Source organism: Streptococcus sp. Marseille-Q6504 (genome assembly GCF_965111625.1).
This window is the reverse complement of the sequence record NZ_CBCOON010000001.1, coordinates 128,940-151,690: the sequence shown is the minus strand read 5'-3', so window position 1 is coordinate 151,690 and position 22,751 is coordinate 128,940. Positions and strand designations below refer to the sequence as shown.

Annotated in this window: 20 protein-coding genes and 1 pseudogene; 3 read left to right on the top strand and 18 right to left on the bottom strand. The window is 33.6% G+C overall.

Annotation, left to right across the window (positions count from 1 at the left end):
- Window positions 1-85: 85 nt before the first annotated feature.
- Window positions 86-784, bottom strand: a complete 699-nt coding sequence (locus ACWPUA_RS00785; RefSeq protein ID WP_006149854.1) for a GntR family transcriptional regulator — start codon at window positions 782-784, stop codon at window positions 86-88.
- Window positions 785-924: 140 nt separating this feature from the next.
- Here ACWPUA_RS00785 and guaA point away from each other — a divergent pair, with 140 nt between their 5' ends.
- Window positions 925-2,487: a glutamine-hydrolyzing GMP synthase gene (gene guaA / locus ACWPUA_RS00780; protein ID WP_414262093.1), complete on the top strand. Its 1,563-nt coding sequence runs from the start codon at window positions 925-927 to the stop codon at window positions 2,485-2,487.
- 93 nt (window positions 2,488-2,580) lie between these two features.
- On the opposite strand, the gene ACWPUA_RS00775 is transcribed toward guaA, so the two are convergent.
- The 5 genes from ACWPUA_RS00775 to ACWPUA_RS00755 all read right to left on the bottom strand — a co-directional run bounded on the left by ACWPUA_RS00775 (window position 2,581) and on the right by ACWPUA_RS00755 (window position 5,980).
- Window positions 2,581-2,790 (bottom strand): hypothetical protein, encoded by a 210-nt coding sequence (locus tag ACWPUA_RS00775; protein WP_454378569.1) that lies wholly within the window; start codon window positions 2,788-2,790, stop codon window positions 2,581-2,583.
- Between the two features lie 91 nt (window positions 2,791-2,881).
- Window positions 2,882-4,072 carry a site-specific integrase gene (locus ACWPUA_RS00770; RefSeq protein ID WP_454378567.1) on the bottom strand — a complete coding sequence of 397 codons (1,191 nt, stop codon included), beginning with the start codon at window positions 4,070-4,072 and terminating at the stop codon, window positions 2,882-2,884.
- Window positions 4,065-4,283 (bottom strand): DUF3173 family protein, encoded by a 219-nt coding sequence (locus tag ACWPUA_RS00765; RefSeq protein WP_454378565.1) that lies wholly within the window; start codon window positions 4,281-4,283, stop codon window positions 4,065-4,067. The genes ACWPUA_RS00770 and ACWPUA_RS00765 overlap by 8 nt, the downstream gene beginning before the upstream one ends.
- Window positions 4,284-4,509: 226 nt before the next feature.
- Complete coding sequence (locus tag ACWPUA_RS00760) at window positions 4,510-5,571, bottom strand: replication initiation factor domain-containing protein (RefSeq protein WP_454378563.1); 1,062 nt, start codon at window positions 5,569-5,571, stop codon at window positions 4,510-4,512.
- Window positions 5,558-5,980: a hypothetical protein gene (locus ACWPUA_RS00755; RefSeq protein WP_454378561.1), complete on the bottom strand. Its 423-nt coding sequence runs from the start codon at window positions 5,978-5,980 to the stop codon at window positions 5,558-5,560. Before ACWPUA_RS00755 ends, ACWPUA_RS00760 begins: the two co-directional genes overlap by 14 nt.
- 662 nt (window positions 5,981-6,642) lie before the next feature.
- Between ACWPUA_RS00755 and ACWPUA_RS00750 the strand changes: the two genes are divergently transcribed.
- Entirely contained in the window at window positions 6,643-7,092 is a 450-nt protein-coding gene (locus ACWPUA_RS00750) for a helix-turn-helix domain-containing protein (protein WP_454378559.1), read from the top strand.
- 1,169 nt (window positions 7,093-8,261) lie between these two features.
- On the opposite strand, the gene ACWPUA_RS00745 is transcribed toward ACWPUA_RS00750, so the two are convergent.
- From ACWPUA_RS00745 to pezA, 8 genes and pseudogenes are all read right to left on the bottom strand, one after another.
- Window positions 8,262-9,026, bottom strand: coding sequence for a hypothetical protein (locus ACWPUA_RS00745; protein WP_454378557.1), 765 nt, complete (start codon window positions 9,024-9,026; stop codon window positions 8,262-8,264).
- Window positions 9,027-9,078: 52 nt separating this feature from the next.
- Window positions 9,079-10,203 carry an AAA family ATPase gene (locus ACWPUA_RS00740; protein ID WP_106100272.1) on the bottom strand — a complete coding sequence of 375 codons (1,125 nt, stop codon included), beginning with the start codon at window positions 10,201-10,203 and terminating at the stop codon, window positions 9,079-9,081.
- Window positions 10,203-10,961 (bottom strand): DUF6414 family protein, encoded by a 759-nt coding sequence (locus ACWPUA_RS00735; RefSeq protein ID WP_414314429.1) that lies wholly within the window; start codon window positions 10,959-10,961, stop codon window positions 10,203-10,205. Before ACWPUA_RS00735 ends, ACWPUA_RS00740 begins: the two co-directional genes overlap by 1 nt.
- Window positions 10,962-11,392: 431 nt before the next feature.
- On the bottom strand, window positions 11,393-11,983 hold the full coding sequence (locus ACWPUA_RS00730) for a hypothetical protein (protein WP_454378554.1): 591 nt from the start codon (window positions 11,981-11,983) through the stop codon (window positions 11,393-11,395).
- 40 nt (window positions 11,984-12,023) lie between these two features.
- A pseudogene (locus ACWPUA_RS00725) lies at window positions 12,024-13,949 on the bottom strand (UvrD-helicase domain-containing protein).
- Window positions 13,931-15,970, bottom strand: coding sequence for an ATP-dependent nuclease (locus tag ACWPUA_RS00720; RefSeq protein WP_454378552.1), 2,040 nt, complete (start codon window positions 15,968-15,970; stop codon window positions 13,931-13,933). The pseudogene ACWPUA_RS00725 and the gene ACWPUA_RS00720 overlap by 19 nt, the downstream one beginning before the upstream one ends.
- The gene (pezT, locus tag ACWPUA_RS00715) at window positions 15,960-16,745 is read right to left on the bottom strand and encodes a type II toxin-antitoxin system toxin PezT (protein ID WP_414314433.1); all 786 of its coding nucleotides are present in this window, start codon (window positions 16,743-16,745) and stop codon (window positions 15,960-15,962) included. Before pezT ends, ACWPUA_RS00720 begins: the two co-directional genes overlap by 11 nt.
- On the bottom strand, window positions 16,745-17,221 hold the full coding sequence (gene pezA / locus ACWPUA_RS00710; RefSeq protein ID WP_454378550.1) for a type II toxin-antitoxin system antitoxin PezA: 477 nt from the start codon (window positions 17,219-17,221) through the stop codon (window positions 16,745-16,747). The genes pezT and pezA overlap by 1 nt, the downstream gene beginning before the upstream one ends.
- 369 nt (window positions 17,222-17,590) lie before the next feature.
- Between pezA and ACWPUA_RS00705 the strand changes: the two genes are divergently transcribed.
- Window positions 17,591-17,800: a hypothetical protein gene (locus ACWPUA_RS00705; protein WP_006148878.1), complete on the top strand. Its 210-nt coding sequence runs from the start codon at window positions 17,591-17,593 to the stop codon at window positions 17,798-17,800.
- Window positions 17,801-17,936: 136 nt separating this feature from the next.
- Here ACWPUA_RS00705 and ACWPUA_RS00700 read toward each other — a convergent pair whose 3' ends face one another.
- From ACWPUA_RS00700 to ACWPUA_RS00685, 4 genes are all read right to left on the bottom strand, one after another.
- Complete coding sequence (locus ACWPUA_RS00700) at window positions 17,937-19,316, bottom strand: VWA domain-containing protein (protein WP_454378548.1); 1,380 nt, start codon at window positions 19,314-19,316, stop codon at window positions 17,937-17,939.
- A 239-nt stretch (window positions 19,317-19,555) separates the two neighbouring features.
- A complete protein-coding gene (locus tag ACWPUA_RS00695; protein ID WP_454378546.1) occupies window positions 19,556-20,899 on the bottom strand; it encodes a DEAD/DEAH box helicase in 1,344 nt (447 codons plus the stop codon).
- 152 nt (window positions 20,900-21,051) lie between these two features.
- A complete protein-coding gene (locus tag ACWPUA_RS00690) occupies window positions 21,052-21,747 on the bottom strand; it encodes an alpha/beta hydrolase-fold protein (RefSeq protein ID WP_454378544.1) in 696 nt (231 codons plus the stop codon).
- A complete protein-coding gene (locus ACWPUA_RS00685; RefSeq protein ID WP_454378542.1) occupies window positions 21,728-22,738 on the bottom strand; it encodes an ABC transporter substrate-binding protein in 1,011 nt (336 codons plus the stop codon). Before ACWPUA_RS00685 ends, ACWPUA_RS00690 begins: the two co-directional genes overlap by 20 nt.
- Window positions 22,739-22,751 lie beyond the last annotated feature (13 nt).

Below are 22,751 nucleotides of genomic sequence, written 5' to 3'. Positions count from 1 at the left end.
TCAACGGGAAAATGTTTTCTACTTTAAAGCAAATAAAAAACTCTTAAAGTAGATATGATTTCCTACTTTAAGAGAGATATTAGAATTAATTATTTTCTAGATAAAATTCAAAACGTTCCCCAACATATTGGCTTTTCACATACTCAAAAGCTGTCCCGTCATCAAAGTAGGAAACTTGAGTCAGACCTAAAATGGCATGCCCTTTTTCTACTTCCAGATAATGAGCAATTTTTTCCTTGGCTAAGCGAGCATAAATGGTCTGATGCGATTTCCCAATTCGATAACCATGTTTCTGTAAAGTTTGGAAAAAGTGCTTGGTTACTTCTTCTTTTTTGAAATTCTTGATAAATTTCTCAGGAATCGATGCCACTTCATAGACAACAGGAACTTTATCCGCATAACGAACACGTTCCATACGAATAATATTGTCAGTTGGCAGTATACCTAGTTTAGCCACTTCTTGCTCATTTGGAATCGTACGACGGTAGGAAATCAGATGACTAGATGGCGTTTTCCCTTGAGCTTTAACAATTTCCGTAAAACTAGTTGTTCCACGCATTCTTTCCTGAACTCGTGTACTTGAAACGAAGGTCCCACTACCAACACGCCGTTCCAAAACCCCTTCTTCAACCAAAAGAGAGATTGCTTGACGCAGGGTCATGCGGCTAACGGCAAATTCCTCAGCTAGATCTCGCTCGCTAGGAAGTCTCTCTCCAATTTTCCAATTTCCCTCATCAATGTCTTTTTTGATTTGGTCATGGATTTTCATATAAGCTGGTAACATGCTTGCTCACTTCTTTTCTTTATTTTTTCCATTGTACCCTATCTCATATGTAAAAGTCAAACATCACTTGTTTAGTTGGTAATTACGATTCATTTATGATAGAATATTCAAGAAGATATTTCTTTTAAGAAAGGGAAAAGATGACCAACATTTCAACTGATTTGCAAGATGTCGAAAAGATCATCGTACTGGACTACGGTAGCCAGTATAACCAACTTATCTCACGTCGTATCCGTGAGATTGGTGTCTTTTCAGAACTAAAAAGTCACAAGATTTCGGCTGACGAAGTCCGTGCTATCAATCCTGTAGGGATTGTACTTTCAGGTGGTCCAAACTCTGTTTATGAGGAAGGATCATTTGATATTGATCCAGAAATTTTCGAACTTGGTATTCCTATTTTAGGTATCTGCTACGGTATGCAGCTATTGACTCACAAGCTTGGTGGTAAGGTTGTTCCTGCAGGCGATGCTGGTAACCGTGAATACGGTCAATCAACATTGACTCACACAGAATCAGCCCTTTTTGCGGGTACTCCAGATGAGCAACTTGTCTTGATGAGCCACGGTGATGCTGTTACAGAAATTCCTGCTGACTTTGTTCGTACTGGAACTTCTGCAGACTGTCCTTATGCATCTATTGAAAACCCTGATAAGAAAATTTACGGTATCCAATTCCACCCAGAAGTTCGCCACTCAGTTCACGGTTATGATATTTTGCGTAACTTTGCTTTGAATATCTGTGGTGCCAAAGGCGACTGGACAATGGATAACTTCATCGAGATGCAAATCAAACAAATCCGTGAAAAAGTTGGAGATAAACGTGTTCTTCTCGGACTTTCTGGTGGTGTTGACTCTTCTGTTGTTGGGGTTCTTCTCCAAAAAGCCATCGGGGATCAATTGATCTGTATCTTTGTGGACCACGGTCTTCTCCGTAAAGGGGAAGCTGATCAAGTTATGGATATGCTTGGTGGTAAGTTTGGTTTGAACATTGTCAAGGCAGATGCTGCCAAACGTTTCCTTGATAAATTGGCTGGTGTATCTGATCCCGAACAAAAACGGAAGATTATCGGTAACGAGTTTGTCTATGTCTTTGACGATGAGGCAAGCAAACTAACAGATGTGAAATTCCTTGCTCAAGGGACACTCTATACTGACGTGATTGAGTCTGGTACGGATACTGCTCAAACTATCAAGTCTCACCACAACGTTGGTGGACTTCCAGAAGACATGCAGTTTGAACTGATCGAGCCACTCAACACTCTTTACAAGGACGAAGTTCGTGCACTAGGTACTGAACTTGGCATGCCAGACCACATCGTGTGGCGCCAACCATTCCCAGGACCAGGACTTGCTATCCGTGTCATGGGAGAAATCACTGAAGAAAAACTAGAAACTGTTCGTGAATCAGATGCTATCCTTCGTGAAGAAATCGCTAAAGCTGGCCTTGACCGCGACATCTGGCAATACTTCACTGTTAACACTGGCGTTCGTTCAGTAGGTGTTATGGGAGACGGCCGTACTTACGACTACACCATCGCTATCCGCGCTATCACTTCTATCGATGGTATGACAGCTGACTTCGCTAAGATTCCTTGGGAAGTTCTCCAAAAAATCTCTGTTCGTATCGTAAACGAAGTTGACCACGTTAACCGCATCGTCTATGATATTACAAGTAAACCACCTGCAACTGTAGAGTGGGAGTAGAGTAAGTTATTCAAAAAAACGCTTGAAATCAATGATTTCAGCGTTTTTATTTTCTTCATAGCACCAATTTAGCACCAAAAATTATAATTTATATTATAAGCCATACTTATCCTTGATATTTTTTTGAATATGTGGTTTTAAATGCCATATTTCATAACCTTCAGGAGCTGTTTCTATATACTCATAACTTTCTAGGAATTCTTCTTCAGTTGTGTACTCTCCATCATCAAACATTTTTTCTAAATCGCTGACAGACTTTGAATATAGAACGTGATTTTGTTTTAATTGAACATCTTTCATCATAGAACCCCCCTTGTATATGAATTATAACTAATAATACGGTAAACTTCAATAGTTTACCGTAGGAATCAAAAGTTTAATCAGACAGACTTCGCTAGTCAGACAAAACTTTAGATTGAATTTTTCTTGTATGCTGATTACCATTAAATTTACTTTTTCTGATATTATTATCACTCACCACTACTTTACCAGTCATTCTAGCAGCTACTTCTTTCATTGCATTTGGTCTTAAATGAGAGTACGTTCCAAGTGTGGTCTTAATATCAGCATGTCCTAGACGATTTTGCATTTCTAAATCATTCATTCCTAGAGAGAGCATAAAGCTGGCATGAGAGTGCCTTAAATCGTGGATCCTAATTGATTTTATTTTTGCGTAATCACTATGAGATTTTAGAACACGTTTAAGAGTAGATTTTACCAATGGACTATCAGCTATGGAAAATACAAATTTACATTCCCCTATTTGAGATTGTGCTTTCTTCCAATATTTCAAATGTTCTAAAGTATCATCATCAAGATACAAGAGCCTAACACCTGATATAGATTTTGTATCGGTAAGATACCACTCTTTTTGGCTTTTATAATACATGGAACAGTCTATTAGAACAGTACCTTTTTCAAAATCAATTTTCGACCATTCAATAGCTTGTAATTCACTTGTCCTAACTCCAGTCATAAAGAAAAACCAAAATGTAGTAAAGTACAATAAATCATAGATATTAGATTTATCAAATGTACTAATAAATAGCTGAAATTCTTCCACCGTCCAAAAATCAACTTTAGGACGGTCTTTTTTTACGTTTCCTACCGTTTTAGCAACATTATTTGACAACATACCTAGTTTAACTGCTAAATCAAAGACTTGTTGTAAAATTTGATGAACAGAACGAATATAATTATTAGATAATCCCTCTATAAACATTGAATTTTGCCACTGCTTAACATGAGGTGGTAAGATATCTGATAACTTCATATTCTCAAAATATGAAAGTCTTTTAAACTTAGACTGCGACATATCAAAAGTTCGTTTTCTAACCTGACTTTTATAGTCTGGTATAAAATAATCATCTAGGAACTTTTTAAAGGTCATTGTACTATTTGTAGATATTGCGCCTTTTCCAAAATCTGCCTGAATCTGTAATTGCCACATTTGAGCTTCTCTTTGAGTTTTAAAGCCAGTTTTAAATTTACGTATTCTTTTACCAGTCTGACTATCAAATCCTAGAGATACAGAGGCTCTATATGTTCCATTTTGTAATGGATATATGTTTGGAAGTTTAGGCATTTTCTTTTTCTTCCATATCTACTAGACTTGCTTCATCTATCTTCACTCCCAGGATTTCTTCTACCGTTTCAAGTGGAACACGTCCTAAACCCTTACTTTCATACCATGTTAGTCCTTGGTTTGCTAATTTTGTTTTAGCTTGCTTAACTAACATCATAGCTTGCCAACTTGAAAATCCTAATTTCATTAAATCTTTTTTTACAACAAACATACTTTTTTCCTTTCTTTATGTTATAATTATTTTGGTTTTTTAATTTGATGTGTGATTGATTTTCACGCATCTTTTTTTTACATCTAATCCATAAATTTTTATCATTCATGAACATATAGATATTATTCAGTTCCTGACTTATCGGTATACGCTTTTCAAATCGTATTACTCTATGAACAGTATCTAAACTTTCATCAAAGAACATCACGATTTTTTTAGTCATTTTTTATTTCCCCCACGAAAAACTATTATTTTGCTCAACTGAAAATTCTTTGACTTCTGTATAGTCTTTATTATTCATCTTTTCAAGGCCAAGAGCTAACAAATAATTTATATAAGCATTTGCAGATTCTACTCCTTGTGACCTCTCATAAGCCTTGTAAACCTTGGTAAGTGTTCGAGCAACTTGAGTTTCTAGAAATTCTTTTGACTTAAGCAAAGTAGTTTCTTCTCTAACTGTCTTCAATTTTGTACGCTCCTTTGTTTGAATATATTCATTCCACCATGAAACAGTTTCCCTTCTAGATTTTTTTGTATCTATTGAGTATTTATCTGATAAGACAAAGCGATAATGACTAGCTAATACAGAAAAAAACAAATCTTTCAATGGTTTTTTCATAGCCATATTTTGAGCAAATAACACAGCCTTATCTCCAAACAATCTCAGCTCCGAACGAACCCATGAAGTAATTCCTATGTCGCTTGCTTTCTCTCCTTGTTCCATCAGCTTATTATAAACGCCCCATTGTTGTGAGTTACTTCCTTTTCTCCCGATATTTATAGTTTCTCCAACGATTTCACCATCTTCAAGTCTGCCAGTCTCATGATATTCATATTTTTTTGAATAGCTTATACATAAACCTTGTTTACAATATTCGTATATTTTCTGAACAGATAGACTTCCATCATAGATATCATTTGCTACATCTAGCCTTGTAAAATGAGCACAATCATTTAGATACCTACTTATTAAAGCGCTCCAGTTATTGCCTGAACCGTCCATAAATTGTTCATATTGCCTACATCCTTGCCCTCTCATTTCGGTAAAAATTCCCATTCCATAATTCATTGAATTATCATCATTAAGAGAGAAATAAACCTTAATATCTGCATAAGCAAAATGGTGATTATAACGGTTTGTACCATACAACTCAAGAACAAAATCATTAAAATTTAATTTTAATAGTTCTTCAATTACATACTTACAAGATTTCATATAGTCGACATCATCAACTGGTTTAACTGTATTAGCAAACCAGTCAATAGTGACCGTATTACACCTCTTCAAATTCTCTCACCTCTAATTTAATACCATCAAAGCATTGTCTTGAACCGTTCCATTTTGGTTTAATAGCATAATCTGTCAGAGTGATAAAACGTGTTAAACCTTTTTCTTTGAACATTTTGACTTTTTCTAAATCGCCTGAAATCTCAAATACAAAGTCCTTCAATTCTTCAATCTCGGAAACCATACCTTTTTCTTCTAAGAATTGAGCCAATTCTCCATCTTTAGAATAAGCTGTGTAACGTTCAATTTTATCAGTTTTTGTACTTTCTCCGTTAATTTCAACATATTCATATTTTTCTCTAGCTTTTGTGAAATCTACTCTTAGTACTTCCGGTACCTCAAATTGCTCTTTGTCGAATTCAAATTCACCTTTAATAAATTGTGTTGCAGTTATTTTAAATTTTTCCATTTTTATATTTCCTTATCTATATATTTGATAAAATTTCACAATCTTTTTTCACTTGCTGTAATATCCTTGTCTTTCGGCAAAAGACATCAAATAGGCTCTATTCCCTTGTGGCTCTAAGTACCAATACGATTTCGTTCAATAAAATGCACTCCGTACCTACTCTCCCAAGGGTTTGAAGGCTCTTCAATGTCTTTTAGACCTACCTATTAGAGATTGTAGGTCTATTTTCAGCTAAAAGTTTGTGAAATATACTGTGTTACTGATAGGTGACTAGTACACGCTGGTACACGCTAGTACACGCAGTCGCTGGCTCACGCTTTCGCTCCTGCTACTAGCTACCAGCTACTAGTAACCTATCCTTAGTTGCTAGCGTCCGCTAGTGACCGCTGGCGTCCGCAGTCGCTGGCATTCTGCTTTCGCTCCTGCTACCAGCTACTAGCTACTAGCAACAAGAAACTAAATTCACTAAGATTCTAGTCTTTGAGGAACTTTTCTTCAAAGACTTTTTTATACAATCATAGGCTATGTACCTCTCTTCTTGTCAAACATTGGTTAGTTTGATATAATTTGTTTAGTGACTTATTATCACATTTTAATTGTATACTTTAAAAGTCACGATGTCAACAAAAAAGTGATTTAAAATCACAAAAGGAGAAATAATTATGACTACATTTTCTCAAAGACTTAAATTTTTACGCAAAGAAGAGAAGCTAACTCAACAAAATCTTGCTGATATTTTAGGTATTAAGAGAGCCACAATTGCAAAGTGGGAAAGTAAAAATGCAATACCAGATACCATCACTCTACAAAAAATTTCAGAGTATTTTAAGACTAATATTGACTACCTACTGGGTAACACGGAAAGAAAATATTATGAAGAAGAATCCGTCATTGACAACGAACTTTATTTTACTTTAACCGTTCAAAACTTTTTGCATTTTAAAGAAGTTGCAATTAATGAAGGACTGACTCAAGAACTAATAACTAAATTAATTCATAGTTTTCAATTATTGAAATTTGAAGAAAAATTGCTTTTTGAATCCATAGACCTTTCGCCAACTATTAGCACCAATTTAGCACCAAACGGAACAAATCACGCTAATTTAGACTAGCTTATTGTACTATCAATCACTATTAAATCAACTATCCTAAATAGTCAATATCTGACTTTTAGTGAGTGGGAATGATTAATAAACATGATTTGAAGTGAAATGGTTGATTTAACAGCATTTTCAATTATTATAAAAGGTTAAAAATAAATCAAAATTGATTGGTTCCCCACCAAAAATCCCACCAGAAATATTCTGATGGGATTTTTTTATATTAAATTTTATTCTTCTATTATTTGATGCTTTACGAGATTTCTTAAGACCTGGTTTGGAAAGTATTGTTTTCACTTGAACTAAAAAGAGCGAAATATCAAGGCTTTTCAGAACTATATCTACTGATTAATTTCATAAAATATGAATAAGTTTAAGTGAAATAGGGGAATAGGTTAGGTCCGTTTCAAGTATCACCTAGTTACAAAAATTTGGGGTGAACAGAAAAAGCACCCCGTATTTTTGATACGAGATGCTTTCAATAAGTGTAAATAAGTTTTAACGTTTACTAAATTGTGATGCTTTACGAGCTTTTTTCAAGCCTGGTTTGACAAGGTTTTGTTTTAATTTATTTTAGTGTAGCATGATACCAACATCTTTTGACCTTCTACTACAATATTTAATAAAAAAATTGAATAAGTTGAACTAAAAAAGAAAAAGTTTCTCCTTCTGTTATTATCAATATCTTGCTTTTGGACTAGGAAGTTAAGTAGTTATGCGGAAACTGAGTCATAGGAATAAATCTTTTTCTAGTAATGTTTCGCAACTCTACTATAACGGATTTATTCCTTTTGGTGTTTACACAACTTATTTTACACTACCTCACTTTGTCATTCAAACTAAACATGGTATAATAGTTAAGATTTTTACACTACTCATTTCTGGGCAGAAGTGGGCAGTAAAATTTAAGAAACAGGGGCTAAACCCTTGGTATGAAAGGAATCTATAAAATATTATGATGAACATGCAAAACTTGTTCCAAGATTTTTTTAGACTTGTTAACGTCAGAAATATTGATTTAAAGCCTTTCTTGATTCCCAAAATTAAACTAAAATGACCTGAAATCATTTCAATAAGGCTAAAAATAGACTATGCAGTATCTTCTATATAATCAAAAATGCTTCACTTAATTAGTGAGGCATTTTTGATTAATATTCACTGTAAAGGTCTATCTATTTAACTCAAGAGATGATGATATTATTTTCAGAAAGATATTTTTCACACTTTTTAAACTGATTATAGTAATGTTGCAAATACACCGCTCCTTTATTTAAAGCGTCTACCCTATCAATAACTTGAAGATCATAGTTTCCATTTTCATTTTTTAAATAAACAAGCAATAATAATTTATAAGAACCATCTACACCTTCGAATAAATAAAAAATAAAATGTGATTGATTTTCATTTGGATTATTCGAAATGAACGAACTGGGAGCAATATAATTATTATAATGTAGCCTGGCTGGATTGAAAAAATTACTATTTTCATTAAGATGGATATGAACTGCATTAAATGAAAAATAGTTATCATTTATTGTATCATTTTTTACATCATTATTTTTAATATAAGGTGTGAACATGTAAGTAGACTTTATGGTTCCTGAATTTTCATATATTCTTAGCTTAGGTACCTCAATCTCCTTTTTCTCACCATTGAATACAGCTTTTACTTCTGACATCCCCTCTTTTTTATAGGAGATGGATAATTTAGCTCTTCTATCTGTTTTTATAACATTAATTCTTTCTATATATACAGTAATAATACTGATAAGAAATGCCAAAAATGCAATCGGTTCACTTATGACTTGCTGATAAACATAAGAAACGATATCAATAAACATTTTAACAACTGTCACTTTAGATTGTCTTAATATGTAAACCAATAAACATATAGTTAACCAAAACCAAATCGTTTTATAAAAAGTTAGTTTTTTCAATTTTTTCATTTTAAATTCTCCACTCCATAATCTTTATCGTTCTCTAAAGTTATTATCCTAATCAGTTTGATTTACCATTTATTATGACCTCCAATAATTCATCCGCAACAACATCTTCAACGTACTTCCTTATTGCTCTAACATTAGGTAGGGTGTTTAGATGCGATTCAATACAAGCTAATATCTTGTCCTCATCTAGATATTCCTGATACCTTTCATCTATATATTCAGAGCTAATAATTTTTGAATACGTCAATTTTAAAATTTGCTTTTTCTCATCAATAGATAGTGGAGAAAATTTAACAAAACCATCAAATCGGCTCAATAATGCTATATCAATATTTTTTTCCATTTCTAAACGACTTTTAAAATTAGAAGTGCAAATAATAATTGAGTTACTTAAATCTACTTTATAATTTTGGTCTTCATAAATGCCTTCATCAAACATTTGAAAGAAGGTGCTATGAAAAAATGCAGGAGCTAAAGCGAACTCATCAAGCAAAATAACATTAGATTCTCTGTTTAGTAATGTTTTAGAAAATGAGTCCTCGCTATGGTTTGTTGATTTAAAATATTTTACACTTGATTCACCACCAACCATCGACATTTGTTCTCTAATAATATTGTTATTTCCATACAGTGTAAATGATAGTTGTTTTGCTGTTTCAGTTTTTCCTATTCCTGGTTCACCATAAAACATTAATACTAGTGGTTTCGCATTCGTACGCACCAACTGAGTAACCAATTTCCTTAATAAACTTTTCTTAGCTTTTTCTTGACCAACTATTTTTTCATTTAAATCTTCAGAAATCCTTTTAAGTTGCTCCTCACTAATTTTTGCAAAAGTACTTTGTTCAATATTTAAAAATTCTGATTTAACTTGTTGCTTTAATGAATTAAAGAATTTTTTAGGGGGATTATGAAGATATATTTCTTCAGTTCCTGAATCATTAAAAATTTTGATTAATAAATCAATATTTTCAAAAACTAGGCTCCCAGAAAGCGAGTAGGTATCCATTCTAAAAATACAATTCTTCTTATCTATTAGAGGTTTTATTATATCAATAATAGTAGAATCTTTAGTCCAATTTATAATAACCTCATTAAATGAAACATAGTTATCTAATTTTGCGACCCTTTCATTAAACTTTTGAACTGGCTCAAAAAAAATATTAAATCTTACCATTACACACCTGCCACTAGAACATCATATATCGGTATTTTCTCATTATTTTGTTCTTCATCAAAGTCAGCTCCTAGTTGTGACTGTCTCTGGTTTGATAATCTATCTATCATTGTATTAAAACTTAAATCAATTGAATCTACTTCTCCAACCTTAATTCCATAAAGTTTGACATCCATCTTGGTTAAGTCACTCAACGTATAATTATTACGTAGACCCGATATATTGAATCTGAAAACACTTTCATTACTCTCGGAACTAATTCCCTTAATTTCATAATATCCAGAAAGTCGGTCCAAAGTTCGTTCAATATTCTTTATTTCAATACCTTTAAAATTATTTTTATCATCATCTGTAATACTATTCATTTTAGTAATATCACTAATCATATCGAGAACAGGAGTGATGTTACGGTAAAAAGCGGGGGAGTCTTTTTCAATAAAAAGTTTAACATTATCTAAACGTTCCACTTTTGAAGAACCTTTTTTATTGGTCGCAAACTTTTTAAAGTTACTTAGCAATGTAGAGGTAATCTGTGATTCTACTACACCGCTTCGTTGATATGAAGCATTTCCAGAGAGTCCTATTTTAAATCGAGTAAATAAATTCATACCAACCTTTCCCTCGGCATCTACCTCAACCATATTTTCGGACACACGTTTTATGATATCAGATTGTATCCCATTTTGATGTAATTCTAAAAAATCAAAAACAGCTTGCTCATCAAGATAAACAATTTTCCCAGCAAAAAAATCAGCCATTACTTCCTCCTTGTTACTATATATTCAGACTATTTAATAATCATATTATACCAAAATATCAAGTATTACTAAAAAATACTACTATATATCCCTCAATTTAGTAAGAAAATCGAAAAAAGAACACCCCGAAAGGTGCTCTTTGTATGTATAGTAATTCTATCGAATTAACGTTTACTAAATTGTGATGCTTTACGAGCTTTCTTAAGACCTGGCTGGAAACATTTTTATTTGAATAGATTTCAATATCCGTTTAAAATCAATGTTTTACCACATTTACAGAAAACAGAATTTCATCTAATTTAAATAACTTTCAGTTGAATGGTGTGAATTTTACCCTAAAAATACACAAATTGAGCTAGATTTTACCAAAAAGTTCACACTATTTGAATTGTTATTGTTTTGTGCATTTATTATACGGAGTGAATTATCAATTATCGCAAATATTTCTCAATATACTCTATGAGGATAAAAGGTTCTATATCCTTTGGAGGGAGACCTTTAGATAGAGTAAGACATTGTTTTGCTGTAACTTTTCCTGGTCGATGGTAAAATGTTCTAATCCCTTGAAGAAACATTCCAAAATGCGAATGATGTTCCAAGGCTGTCATCTCATCTAAATATTTGTCAACATCTAAAGCAAATACATTTCCATAATACCTATCATCGTCAAATCGTGTTCTAGTCATATAATCTCGAATATCATAAAGCATGGATCTCATATTTCGATAATTGGGTGCTCCCACCAATGCTCGACTAGCTCTTTTTATACCATCAACATAACTATAAGCGTCGTTGAATGTACCAAAATCCCAAAACCTCTTAGTATCAAAATACTTATACTCTATGTCTAGTTGTGATTTTAATATTTTTAAAATGGACAGAGCTGTACTCTCATCATTATTTTTTATTGCAACATAAGCTTCTTCAACTCCAATATTAAAAAAATCAATATGCTGATTAATTTCAGAACCTAAAACACCTGTAATATCAAATTCAAGAATTTTTTTTCGTAATGTAATCATACTTTCTCCTTACTAAATTTAAGTTAACAAATATTATTATTTACGCTTTGTTTAAACATAGAACATCAACAATATCACTCTGTTCAAAATAATCTTTAGCTTTTTCAAGAATCTGTTGGTCATTACATGGCATATAAACAATTAAGTTTTTCATTGCTCTAGTGATTGTAACATAAAATAGTTTCTTAGTTCTGTTTTGAACCTTCTCATTAGATGAACCTTTACCAAATATAGAATTAAAATTATATTGATTCCATCTTCCATTATCTAACAAAACTAAGACATTCACATATTCACTGCCTTTAACCTTATGCTGAGTTATGACAGATACATATTCTCTAAGATAAGCAATACTTTTTACATATTCTTGAAACGGTAATTTCTCAAGGCGTAACCATAAATAACAGCCCTTATTTTCTATAAAATTAGTAAATAAGTCGTCCTTTGAAATTAATCCAGTTCTCTCTGCAAGTTCTATGACTTTTCCAATTGTAATATCATTATCAGAGATTTCTTTCATAATTTTAGATAGATTAATTTTATCAGCGGACGAAGTTATTTTAAAGCAAGTAATACGCAAAAATTCGTTATGCTTACCTATTTTATATAGTTCTATTAGTTAAAAGATTAGATCTAATCTTTTAAGAATCCTATCTCTATCTGTACCCGCCTCATATCTACTACTTAAACCATTAAATTTATAGGCCAATAAAGAATCTTTATTAACTTTACTCTTACTAATCACTTCTTCAAACGAAAATGTCTTAATTTCTTCGTAAATGGTTAAAAGTTCTGGAATAGATTTGACAATATCAATTATTAATGGACCACCCTTTCTAACAACAATTTGAGCTTCTTCTACTAATTCTTCAAAAGATTTTCCTTTATCAACTAACTCACTTGCATTAAATTTTTTCTTCATATCTGTAATTAATTTTACAAGCAAATCGGAATTATACAATTCAAATAGTTTAGAAAACCCAGCCATTTCTGCATTAAGTTTGTGTGTTAATCGCAATTCCTTTGTTTTCTGTGGTATATCAAACTCTAATTCTTTAAATAGTTCGCTATTTCTAAGATCTTCAAGGTGGGTAATTCCATCACCATAAATGAATTTCACCGTCCCTTCAATTACATTACCATTATTCATGTTTGGAGCCGCTACATCACTAGAAGGAATCTGAACTAATCCATCGCTTCTAAATTTATTTGCTAAATTAATAACTTTTCGTGGATTACGTCTATTTTGAATTTTTTGTATTTTTTCAAGACCATAGGAATCTATGTTTCCCACTCCTGAGTCATAGATAGCCTGCATTGAATCTCCAAAAAAACCTACGATATTATCTCTAGTACTCTTTCTGAGATGCTCTAATAAAATTTTTACAACTAAGGGACTCGTATCTTGATACTCGTCAACAAAAATATAGTTTGCAGTATCCTTTAAAATATCACTCAACTTCTTATATTTAGAAAACATTTTTTCAGCAACTATAAGAACATGGTCATGACTTATTTGAACTTTATTTTGTTCAATTATGTTCATAGAATACCATTCAGTATATTCAACACGAACACCATCAAAATAATCAAGCGAAATAAGTTCCTCACCTAATACTTCCTTTGGAGCAACGAATAAGATTTGTTCATCATCATTTATTAACTCAACAAGACATTCTTTAATCTCTTTTTGGAAATTTTCAATGACATGCCATATAAAATCGTGAATAGTTGAAACCCGTAAATTATCATTAATGATTCTAGATCTAATCTCTGCAACAGCATTGTTAGTATAAGTAATGCATACAATAGATTTTTTTGGTTCTTCCATAGATATTTTTTCAATAATGGAAATTAATGAATAAGTTTTCCCACTCCCAGCACCACCCTCAAGAATAAAATTTTGCCCTTGTTTTATTAATTCAAATACTTTTTCTACCTCTGGCTCTATTGTTCTCTCAACCATAACAATCCCTCCAAAATATAGTTAGGTACTTTCCAAGTGTTTTCTTCTCTTTCGAAATATAATAAACTTGATGCAAATGCAGATTTTTTGTTCACTTTATATCTAGCAAATTTATAGAAATCCTCTATTTCACTATCATCAAAGTTTTTTAAAGCTTCAAATTTAATAAGACCTTCTTTTTGATTGATAATGAATTGTTTATTTAAACTGATAAAGGCATCCTCAAAGCTAGCAGGCTGATAACTACTTTCATCTTCGGGAATTTGGTATGCAATACGAATTCTATTATCTGATGTTATTTTTTCTGCAAAACTCTTTTGAGCTACCATTGAAAATATTTCATCCCCAGAAATGTCAAAAAAACTTTTAATTGAAGTATTTGTTGTAGAGGTAGCATCTTCTGCTGAGCAAGAAGTCAAGCGATTATTTTCATTTTTATTCGCTGGATCAATATCCGTAATTATTAATACTTTTATTCCTAAAAAATCAAATAATTTCCTAAACACTTGTGAATGTGCACCTGTTTCAATAATTGAAATATTTTGAGAAAGTAACGGCATTATCATTGAATTTTGATTAAGTGAATTAGAAATATCCACTTTTTGCATCATTCTGGGAAGTAAAATTCTTTCTGTATCACCCTCAATACAAATAACTTTATCAGCAAAAAATAATTCACTACTATTAAGGGTAAGATACTGCTTTACAAATTTAAATCCTAGTTGGTCTTCTCCGTATTCTTCTTTCAATGAATTAAAAGCCTTTGATATTACTGTTCCAGCATCACGCTTAAAGTATATTAAATCATCAAAATTACAATCGGAAACTATATGAGACGAGTGTGTTGTAATTAAAGTTTGAATACAACCAATATCCCCACTTTCTTTTAGTTCATCATTGTGTTCCTTTAGCAAGTCTTTAATATTCTTGATAAAAATATACTGCAATTGTGGATGTGTATGCGATTCTGGCTCTTCAATATAAATTAGATTAATATCAGCAGGATCATTTTTTATATCAGCCATTAAAGTCTCAATTTCAAAAATAATTCCATATAAATTTAAATACCCCAAACCATTATATGTTTCAGGTAATAGACTATCGTCATGCTTATAATACAGTGTCGTATTATTACTTAAAATATCTTTCTCAGACAGTGATGAATGAATTGCTAACTCTGTTTCACTATCATTTCCACCAAATCTTTTGACGCGTTCAAAGACTGAAGTAAAAATTCCTTCGACGCCATCATCACCACTATATGCTCTGGTTAAAGTTTCATCTGCCTTTAAAATAGCAGATTGTAGTAAATTATTTGCGTTACTGTTAATTTCTTCGCCATTATTTAATTTATAAAATCGATTTGAGGTCTTAGATAATGAATGGTTATTTTCTTTATTAGATACTTCTCGACTAGCACTAATCCCTCTTACTTTAATAATTTTATGAACATCTTTCATTTCATGTAAATCAGACTTTTCTTCTGTCATTTCTTGAGTAATAGGATTATATCCACGTGAATAAATCTGTATTTCGAAAAATTTATTCAGATTTTTCTTCATAAATGATTCAAATTTTGAAAAATCATCTGCAAAATCACAAGTCAAACTACTTATCTCGCGAAGCTTTTGAATAGGAATTATATACGAAAATTCAAGAATAATAAAATTATTTTCGGGATTTAAATCCATCATAAATCCTTGGATATTTTGATAAGAATCTAATTCTGAATATTGAATCCAAATTTGAAGATTAATCCCTAAGATAGACGATAATTCCGAATCAGGAATATCAGAGACTCTCTTTATATTCTCAAAGATTTCCCTCCTATGATATAAATTAATATCTTCCCATACCAAATTGCGATTGGAATTTTTATTGAATATTTTTTCTAATACAGATAAAACCGAAGTCTTACCACAATTGTTTTTACCCACAATCAAGGATAAATCATTTTTCAACTCTAAAGAGAAATCGTTTAATAAACGATAATGTTGAATACAGATTTTTTTAATTTCCATCAATTATACCTTTTTTCATTTCCATTAATTCTCTCAACCGTTCCTGTCCCATCTTAAACATCTCTTCCTCCACCTTACTCCATTTTCCGAAGAGGCATTCTTGTAAAACTTCTGCTGCTGAGATTTGATCTACTTCCGAATCATAAACACACGATTGATCTCTTTGATAAATTTGAATTTGATTAAAAATTTTGTCATTTTCTAACTCTCGTAAGTTATCAACCAAATGTTCTACAATTCCATCATGGTACTCTTTGGGAGTCGCTCTCGCTTGATTAGGATCTATAGCATGGAGCTCCTCATAACGTATCAAGGTACTGAGATAAGACAATTCTGGCTTGGTCGCAATCAGTGCAAGTGAGACTTGATATCCTCTAGTTGTCAATAATTGTGCAGTTTTTCTAGGGACTTCTGTTGTTCTCAAAGTTCCCTCGATTAACAAATGATAACCTTGTTTACTCAACTCATCTACAAGATATTCAACCATTTGTCCCGCGAATACTTTGGTATAATCCACACTATCTTTGCCATACTTTTCCTGTAGGCCAAGGTAGTTCGGATGAAAAGAGCGATAACTATCCCCATCAATGATAATGATATTACCTTGAAATTCCCTTTGTTTAATACGATGAATCGTTGTTTTCCCTGCACCACTCTGTCCACCGAGCAAAATAGCCTTAGGATGAGATGAGCTTGTTTTTCCACGAGTTAAAGAACGAACGAGTCGTTTGGAGGCTTGTTCAAAATTATCTTGACTAAATTCTTCTAGTTTCATTAAGCCACCACCAGATGACTAGCTTGTTCTAGCATACGTTCAATGCCATCCAAATAGCCATTATATCGCTCCACATCCTCAAAAGTTGCAACAAGATAAATCTTCGTGTTAATCAAATCAGAAAGATCGTCGCTCATTAGAACCCAAGGATTAGAAGTATCGTCATATGCAATTCCTTGTTCATCTTGAAAACGATAAAGTTGCGCTAAGATATTCGCTCCTCGTTCCTTTATCAATTCTATTTTTAATGTTAACTGATAATCTTCAACTGGTATGAGCATTTTTTCCTCCCCTACTATATCGATATAGGAAACATTAAATTTTTTGCAGATACGATCGATTAATTCTGTCGAAACTCGACTTGTCCCATTTTCATAACGACTCAGACTATTTCTAGAGATACCAACAATCTTTGCAAACTCAGGCTGGGTTAATTTATGTGTTTTACGTAACGTTTTTATATTTTCTCCAATCATGTAACTCCTCCTTTTATTTATTTCTATTATAGCACAAAAAATAAAAACGCACCAAAAATGGTGCATTAATTCTATCGCTCTAGCTGAATGAAATATTCCATCTGTTACATCGATGGCAAACCAATCATCTAATACAATGGCTTTATCAAATAATCTATCTTATCTATTTTAAAGACAAATTTACCACAAAAACACACTGAAATACTCGTCCCAGTGTGTTTATTTCATTTTAAGATAACTTCATCAAAAAACACCTGATAAAAGCCTATCAGCTCTAATTCAGGTGTTTTGTTTTTATTGATTTATCTTTTGTTCTTTTCTTTTATTTATAGTATACTGATATTAAAAGTATATTGTAGGAGAATTTAAATGAAAGATTTTTTTGCAGGATTTGGTGAATTAAACCTTGTTACTTATCTGATATACGTGTGCATTGGCCTCGCTCCTCTCTTTCATATCTTTATTATCGGATCAGAAGTGAGTCCTGGAAAATTTGTTTTAACCATCTTGGGTATCGTTTACGTTATCGTTTTAACGATTGCTAAAATTTATAGGAAATTTTTCTGGAAATCATCGTAAAGAAACATAAAAATCCCATCAGAATATTTGAACCACACCTACTTTAGTCTAATTCTAACAGCTCTCATATTATAAGAAAAAAACACTTGAGCGGAAAGCATATAGCCCACATCAAGTGTTTTTTTATTAATTTATCTTACTGTTCTTTTGATTTTCTGTTTCCTAGGGCTAATCCAAGTCCAGCGAACAATAGACCAAGTCCCATGAGACTTTGATTTCTTGTATCATTGCTTCCTGTTTCAGGAAGTTTAGCCGGTTCTGGTTTGTAAGCAGTAGGTGCTGGTTTAGGAGTTTCTTTCTGCTCCAAAACTGGCACAGTTGTACGACGTTCCAAGTAGAATTGGTAGCTGTCTTTTGTTACCTTGTACTGACGTCCCTCACCGACTGTTTCCACAATCCATGAAGCTGCATCCTTAGTTAAAGAGTCAGCCAAGTTACGATCAATATCCATTAAACGTCCCTCAGACACAAAATCTTTAAAGTTTCGTTGATTATACAAGGTTGTCGCTACGATCCTATCAATACCAGCTTTTTTCAGAGTTGTTAATGCCTCAGCGATAGATGGAATTGACGGATCTTCTTTCATCCTAGCATCTGTTAACAACACCACAAACTTTTTATTTTTTGGTGACTTAGACCAGTCGTAAGTAGAAACAATCTTTGTGAGAGCAGGAGTTGCTGTTTCAGGAGAATCTCCCCCATGTGCAATCTTAATTTTTTCTAAAGCTTTTTCAAGTTCAACTGGATCTGTTGTAAAATAAGATTCGTTAAATTTTGTTAAAATTGTACCTTCATCTGTTTTTCCTCTATTACGTCCAAAAACTTCATCACTAAAGGTAGCTAATCCAAAACGTGCTGCCACTCCATCTTTGGCAAGATTTCTTGCAAACTCATTGACATTTTTACGAACAGTATTAATAGTTCCTCCCATAGATCCTGAACGGTCAACCACGAAAACAATATCAGCTGCTCCTGCTTTTTTAACAGTTGGTGGTGTTTTAGTTATTTCCACAGTTGTTGTCTTGTCTACTCGTTCGTACTGAGTATAAGAATTTCCATCTTTATCCTTAGCAGCTACAGTATTCTCTTTTGTCGTAGTTACAGGTTCTGGAATTTTTTCCACTTTTTCTGGAGCAATTTCAGTTTTAGTTACCTCAGCTACAGAGGTTTCAATATGGACTTTCTGATTGCCTTCTTGACTTTCTTTTACTTCGACAGCAGATTCTTTCTTTGAGACATCAATCAAATCCCCAGCTTTTGCTTCAGTTTCTTTGACAATAGGTCTTGATTTTTCAGTTGCAATTTCTGCTTTAGCCTCCTCAATAGGCGATTTGACTTCTTCAACTACTTTTGGTGCCTCAGTTACCTTAGTAATTTCACTTGACGAACCTTTACTAGTTTCATCAGCTGCAACTTGTCCAAGTTGTGCAAAAGCAAAGAGGATAGCCACAGATGCCAATCCAACTTTCATTTTACGAAACGAAAAACGTTCTTGCTTATACATTCCTTTTGCCATAATGACCTCTTTTCTTTAACAGATTTAATATTTTTTTTAAATCTGTTTTTTTTAGAATAACATAAATTAAGAATGTTTCCAAATATTTTCTGGAATCAAAATATTGATTAAAAATCCTATAGCATCAGTCTCTATGACATTTTTTTTGCTATTCAAATTAATTAGCGATTTTTACTTATACTATCTTAGGTTTTAAGAGTCAAAAAACAGTAAAACCTCTTGGTTCTACTGTTCTAATTTTAAAATGTTTGACGTTTAGCTTTACGTTCTGCACGTCCACGGGCACGACTTTCAGCACGCTTGGCTTTACGGCGTTTTTCATCGACCGCCCATTGAATTTTCTTCTTATAGCCTGGTTTGACTTTTTTCTTTTTCTTTTTGACCAAGCCAATCATTTCGATATCCAGTTTTTCCTGTTTTTTCTCACGATTGGCACGACGGTCACGGTCATAAGTGTCTTGGAACTCTCCATCTTTAACAACCTTAGGTACAAACTTGATTCCTAATTTCTCTAACTCACGAATATCAGAGTCATCGCTTGGCTGATAAAGGGTAATGGCTGTACCTGGTAGACCATTACGTCCAGTTCGTCCAACACGGTGGACAAAGAAGGACAAGTCCTGTGGAATAGCATCGTTAATGACGTGGCTGACACCTTCAATATCAATCCCACGCGCAGCCAGGTCAGTTGCTACGATATATTCAAAATCAAGATTTTTCACCTGATTCATGATCCGTTTGCGTTCACGAGGTGCAATATCCCCATGGATCTTTGCCACCTTTAATCCTTGGGCTGTTAGGTAGCTGTGCAATTCATCCGCACGAGTTTTTGTATTGACAAAAATCATGGCGAGATACGGCTGCATGACTTGAGTCAACTCATAAATCTGATCGTTCTTGTCACGACCCTTGGTCGAAATCAACCAGTTGTCAATGGTATCAGAGATAACGGTTTTGGTCTTGATCTTTTCCATAACAGGATTGGACAGGTATTTTTTCAAGAATGGTTGTAGCTTTTGTGGAATAGTCGCTGAAAAGACCATAAACTGCAAGTCCTTAGGAAGACTTCCTGCAATCTTATCAACTGTTTCCAAGAATCCCATATCCAAGGTCATGTCGGCTTCATCGACTACAAAGGTCTTAGCCTTGTGGATAGCCAAATCACCAGACTTGACCAAGTCATAAATACGACCTGGTGTTCCGATAACGATATGGGGCTGGTTGCTAGCTAATTTGTCAATCTGACGGGCCTTGTCTGTACCACCAACATAGTTCACAACACGAATCTCAACATCTGAATGTGATGCAATTTGACGAGCAGCTTGGTAAATCTGAGTCGCTAATTCACGACTTGGAGCTGTAATAACTGCCTGCACGCTATCGCTCTCTTCATCCAACTGTTGGAAAATCGGTAACAAGAAAGTATGAGTCTTACCTGAACCTGTTTTAGATTCACCAACCAAGTCACGACCTGCAAGGACAATAGGAATCAACTTTTCCTGCACCTCGGTAGGAGTCGTAAAATTCAACTCCTCCAAGGCTTCTTCTATATATTTTTTAAATTTAAATTTTGTAAATGACATAATTTCCTCGATTCTATCTATCTACTCATTATACCATAATTTAGTCTATTACAGGGGATGGATTTCCGTCAAGAATAATACCATGAACATTTTAACAACCAAGCATACATAAGAAACACTCCTAGTTACGATGAACAAGGAGTGTTATAAGGTTACTTAAGCTTCCATTCGTCTCTCAGCCAATCACAAAAATAGTGATAACGTTCCTTAAGAGCTTCATGATGCCCATAAGCATCAAATGTGCAATAAGTCGAAGGGACTTTCTCTGAAATCAAATCATGAATGTCTCTTGCAAAAATAGGAGCCTTAGACAGACGATTGGAATGATTGGCACCTTCTGTCTGACCATTTTGCAGATAAATCCGGCTTTGGCTCTGTATCAGGTCATGTTCCCCACAATATTCTGTAAAGTCTGGATACCAGAAGGAACCACAGATAGAAAAGATACAGGTCGCAGGAAGATAACTACTATAGAGACTATAGACGGCAGCAAGACCACCCAGTGAATAGCCACCATAAGCAATTCGACTTTCATCAAGCAAGTAGTCTTTCTTTAGAATTTTTAAAATTCCTTGAAAGAGCTTCTGATGGTATTGGTCTACCTTCCCACCAAAATCTGGAACCCCTTCTTTCAATGCACCAGCCTTCCAAGGTGTAAAGTCATCCAGACGATTTTCTGGAATCAACCCTACCAAAATTACAGATTGAGATAGGTCTGATAAATAATCCAGTTCCCCATCGTTTAAGAGCACAAGTGGATAGGCTTGTTGAGGATCATAGTTTGAAGGAAGACTGACCCTAACTCGAATCCCTTCCCAGTTAAACTCCTTATTTCTTGATAAAGTCATTGATTTTTTCAAGGGAATCAATCACTGCAGGACCGTAATCCATCAACTCATCGTAAGAGATGGTCATGATTTTTTGATTCTTGATTGCTGGTACATTTTCCAAAACAGCATTTGCCTTCATCAAATCCACTGCTTTTTCATCTAATTTTTGATTGCGGTCACTAGTTACATAGATAATCAACTCAGGATCCATTGATACTAGATTTTCCAAGGTCAAGCCAGAAGTTCCTGTTGCAACATTGGTATAACCAAGTTGGTTAAGCAAGCTTTCCTGAAGAGCTGACTTGTAGGCACCAAAGGTTTCGTCATTGTAGGCCACCATAATCAGAGCTTTTTTCTTTTCACCCTGTGTTTCTGGGTTGGCTTTTTTAACCGCATCGATTTTAGCTTGTAATTGCTCGGCATATTGGTTAGCCTTGTCTTGGACATTGAAAATGGTACCAAGATTCTTCACATCTTCTACGATATTTCCTAAATCTTGTTGGATAGTTGAAAGTGAAGCTTTTTGCGTATAAACAGGGATTTTGTTTTCATTCCAAGCACTAATGGTTCCCATTGACTTTTCAGAAAACATCATGTTGCGTCCCATCAAGGCATCTGGTTCATAAGAAAGAACTGTTTCTTGTGAGACAGATTTTTTATCGCCAATGTGAGGGATAGCTTCAATAGCATCCTTGTATTTACCAGTTACAGCATTATCGGGATTGAGCATACCAGCAATTTTATCTTGCAAACCGAGTTCAAGTAGGATTTCAGTTGTTGAGAGGTTGTTGGTGATGACCTTTTCAGGTGCCTTTTCAAAGACTTGTTCGACTTCATTTCCTTTAGCATCATAAGTTTTGATAGTTACAGGATAGCTAGTTTCTGTATTAGCTTTTTGACTAGCTTCTGTTGTAGCCGGTGCCGTTGCTGTTTCTTTAGATGCGTTACCACAAGCTGCCAAAGATAAGGCAGCTACTGTTAGGAGCAAAATACTAAGTGTTTTTTTCATGTTTTGTTTTCCT

Excerpts from the sequence above, each read along its gene's own strand:
- guaA (WP_414262093.1), top strand. The coding sequence starts at position 925 with ATGACCAACATTTCAACTGATTTGCAAGATGTCGAAAAGATCATCGTA.
- ACWPUA_RS00700 (WP_454378548.1), bottom strand. The coding sequence starts at position 19,316 with ATGGCAAAAGGAATGTATAAGCAAGAACGTTTTTCGTTTCGTAAAATG.
- ACWPUA_RS00765 (WP_454378565.1), bottom strand. The coding sequence starts at position 4,283 with ATGTTTGTTGTAAAAAAAGATTTAATGAAATTAGGATTTTCAAGTTGG.
- ACWPUA_RS00705 (WP_006148878.1), top strand. The coding sequence starts at position 17,591 with ATGAAAGATTTTTTTGCAGGATTTGGTGAATTAAACCTTGTTACTTAT.
- ACWPUA_RS00785 (WP_006149854.1), bottom strand. The coding sequence starts at position 784 with ATGTTACCAGCTTATATGAAAATCCATGACCAAATCAAAAAAGACATT.
- pezT (WP_414314433.1), bottom strand. The coding sequence starts at position 16,745 with ATGAAACTAGAAGAATTTAGTCAAGATAATTTTGAACAAGCCTCCAAA.
- ACWPUA_RS00745 (WP_454378557.1), bottom strand. The coding sequence starts at position 9,026 with ATGAAAAAATTGAAAAAACTAACTTTTTATAAAACGATTTGGTTTTGG.
- ACWPUA_RS00775 (WP_454378569.1), bottom strand. The coding sequence starts at position 2,790 with ATGATGAAAGATGTTCAATTAAAACAAAATCACGTTCTATATTCAAAG.
- ACWPUA_RS00720 (WP_454378552.1), bottom strand. The coding sequence starts at position 15,970 with ATGGAAATTAAAAAAATCTGTATTCAACATTATCGTTTATTAAACGAT.
- ACWPUA_RS00690 (WP_454378544.1), bottom strand. The coding sequence starts at position 21,747 with ATGACTTTATCAAGAAATAAGGAGTTTAACTGGGAAGGGATTCGAGTT.
- ACWPUA_RS00750 (WP_454378559.1), top strand. The coding sequence starts at position 6,643 with ATGACTACATTTTCTCAAAGACTTAAATTTTTACGCAAAGAAGAGAAG.
- ACWPUA_RS00735 (WP_414314429.1), bottom strand. The coding sequence starts at position 10,961 with ATGGCTGATTTTTTTGCTGGGAAAATTGTTTATCTTGATGAGCAAGCT.
- pezA (WP_454378550.1), bottom strand. The coding sequence starts at position 17,221 with ATGATTGGAGAAAATATAAAAACGTTACGTAAAACACATAAATTAACC.
- ACWPUA_RS00685 (WP_454378542.1), bottom strand. The coding sequence starts at position 22,738 with ATGAAAAAAACACTTAGTATTTTGCTCCTAACAGTAGCTGCCTTATCT.
- ACWPUA_RS00770 (WP_454378567.1), bottom strand. The coding sequence starts at position 4,072 with ATGCCTAAACTTCCAAACATATATCCATTACAAAATGGAACATATAGA.
- ACWPUA_RS00730 (WP_454378554.1), bottom strand. The coding sequence starts at position 11,983 with ATGATTACATTACGAAAAAAAATTCTTGAATTTGATATTACAGGTGTT.
- ACWPUA_RS00740 (WP_106100272.1), bottom strand. The coding sequence starts at position 10,203 with ATGGTAAGATTTAATATTTTTTTTGAGCCAGTTCAAAAGTTTAATGAA.
- ACWPUA_RS00695 (WP_454378546.1), bottom strand. The coding sequence starts at position 20,899 with ATGTCATTTACAAAATTTAAATTTAAAAAATATATAGAAGAAGCCTTG.
- ACWPUA_RS00755 (WP_454378561.1), bottom strand. The coding sequence starts at position 5,980 with ATGGAAAAATTTAAAATAACTGCAACACAATTTATTAAAGGTGAATTT.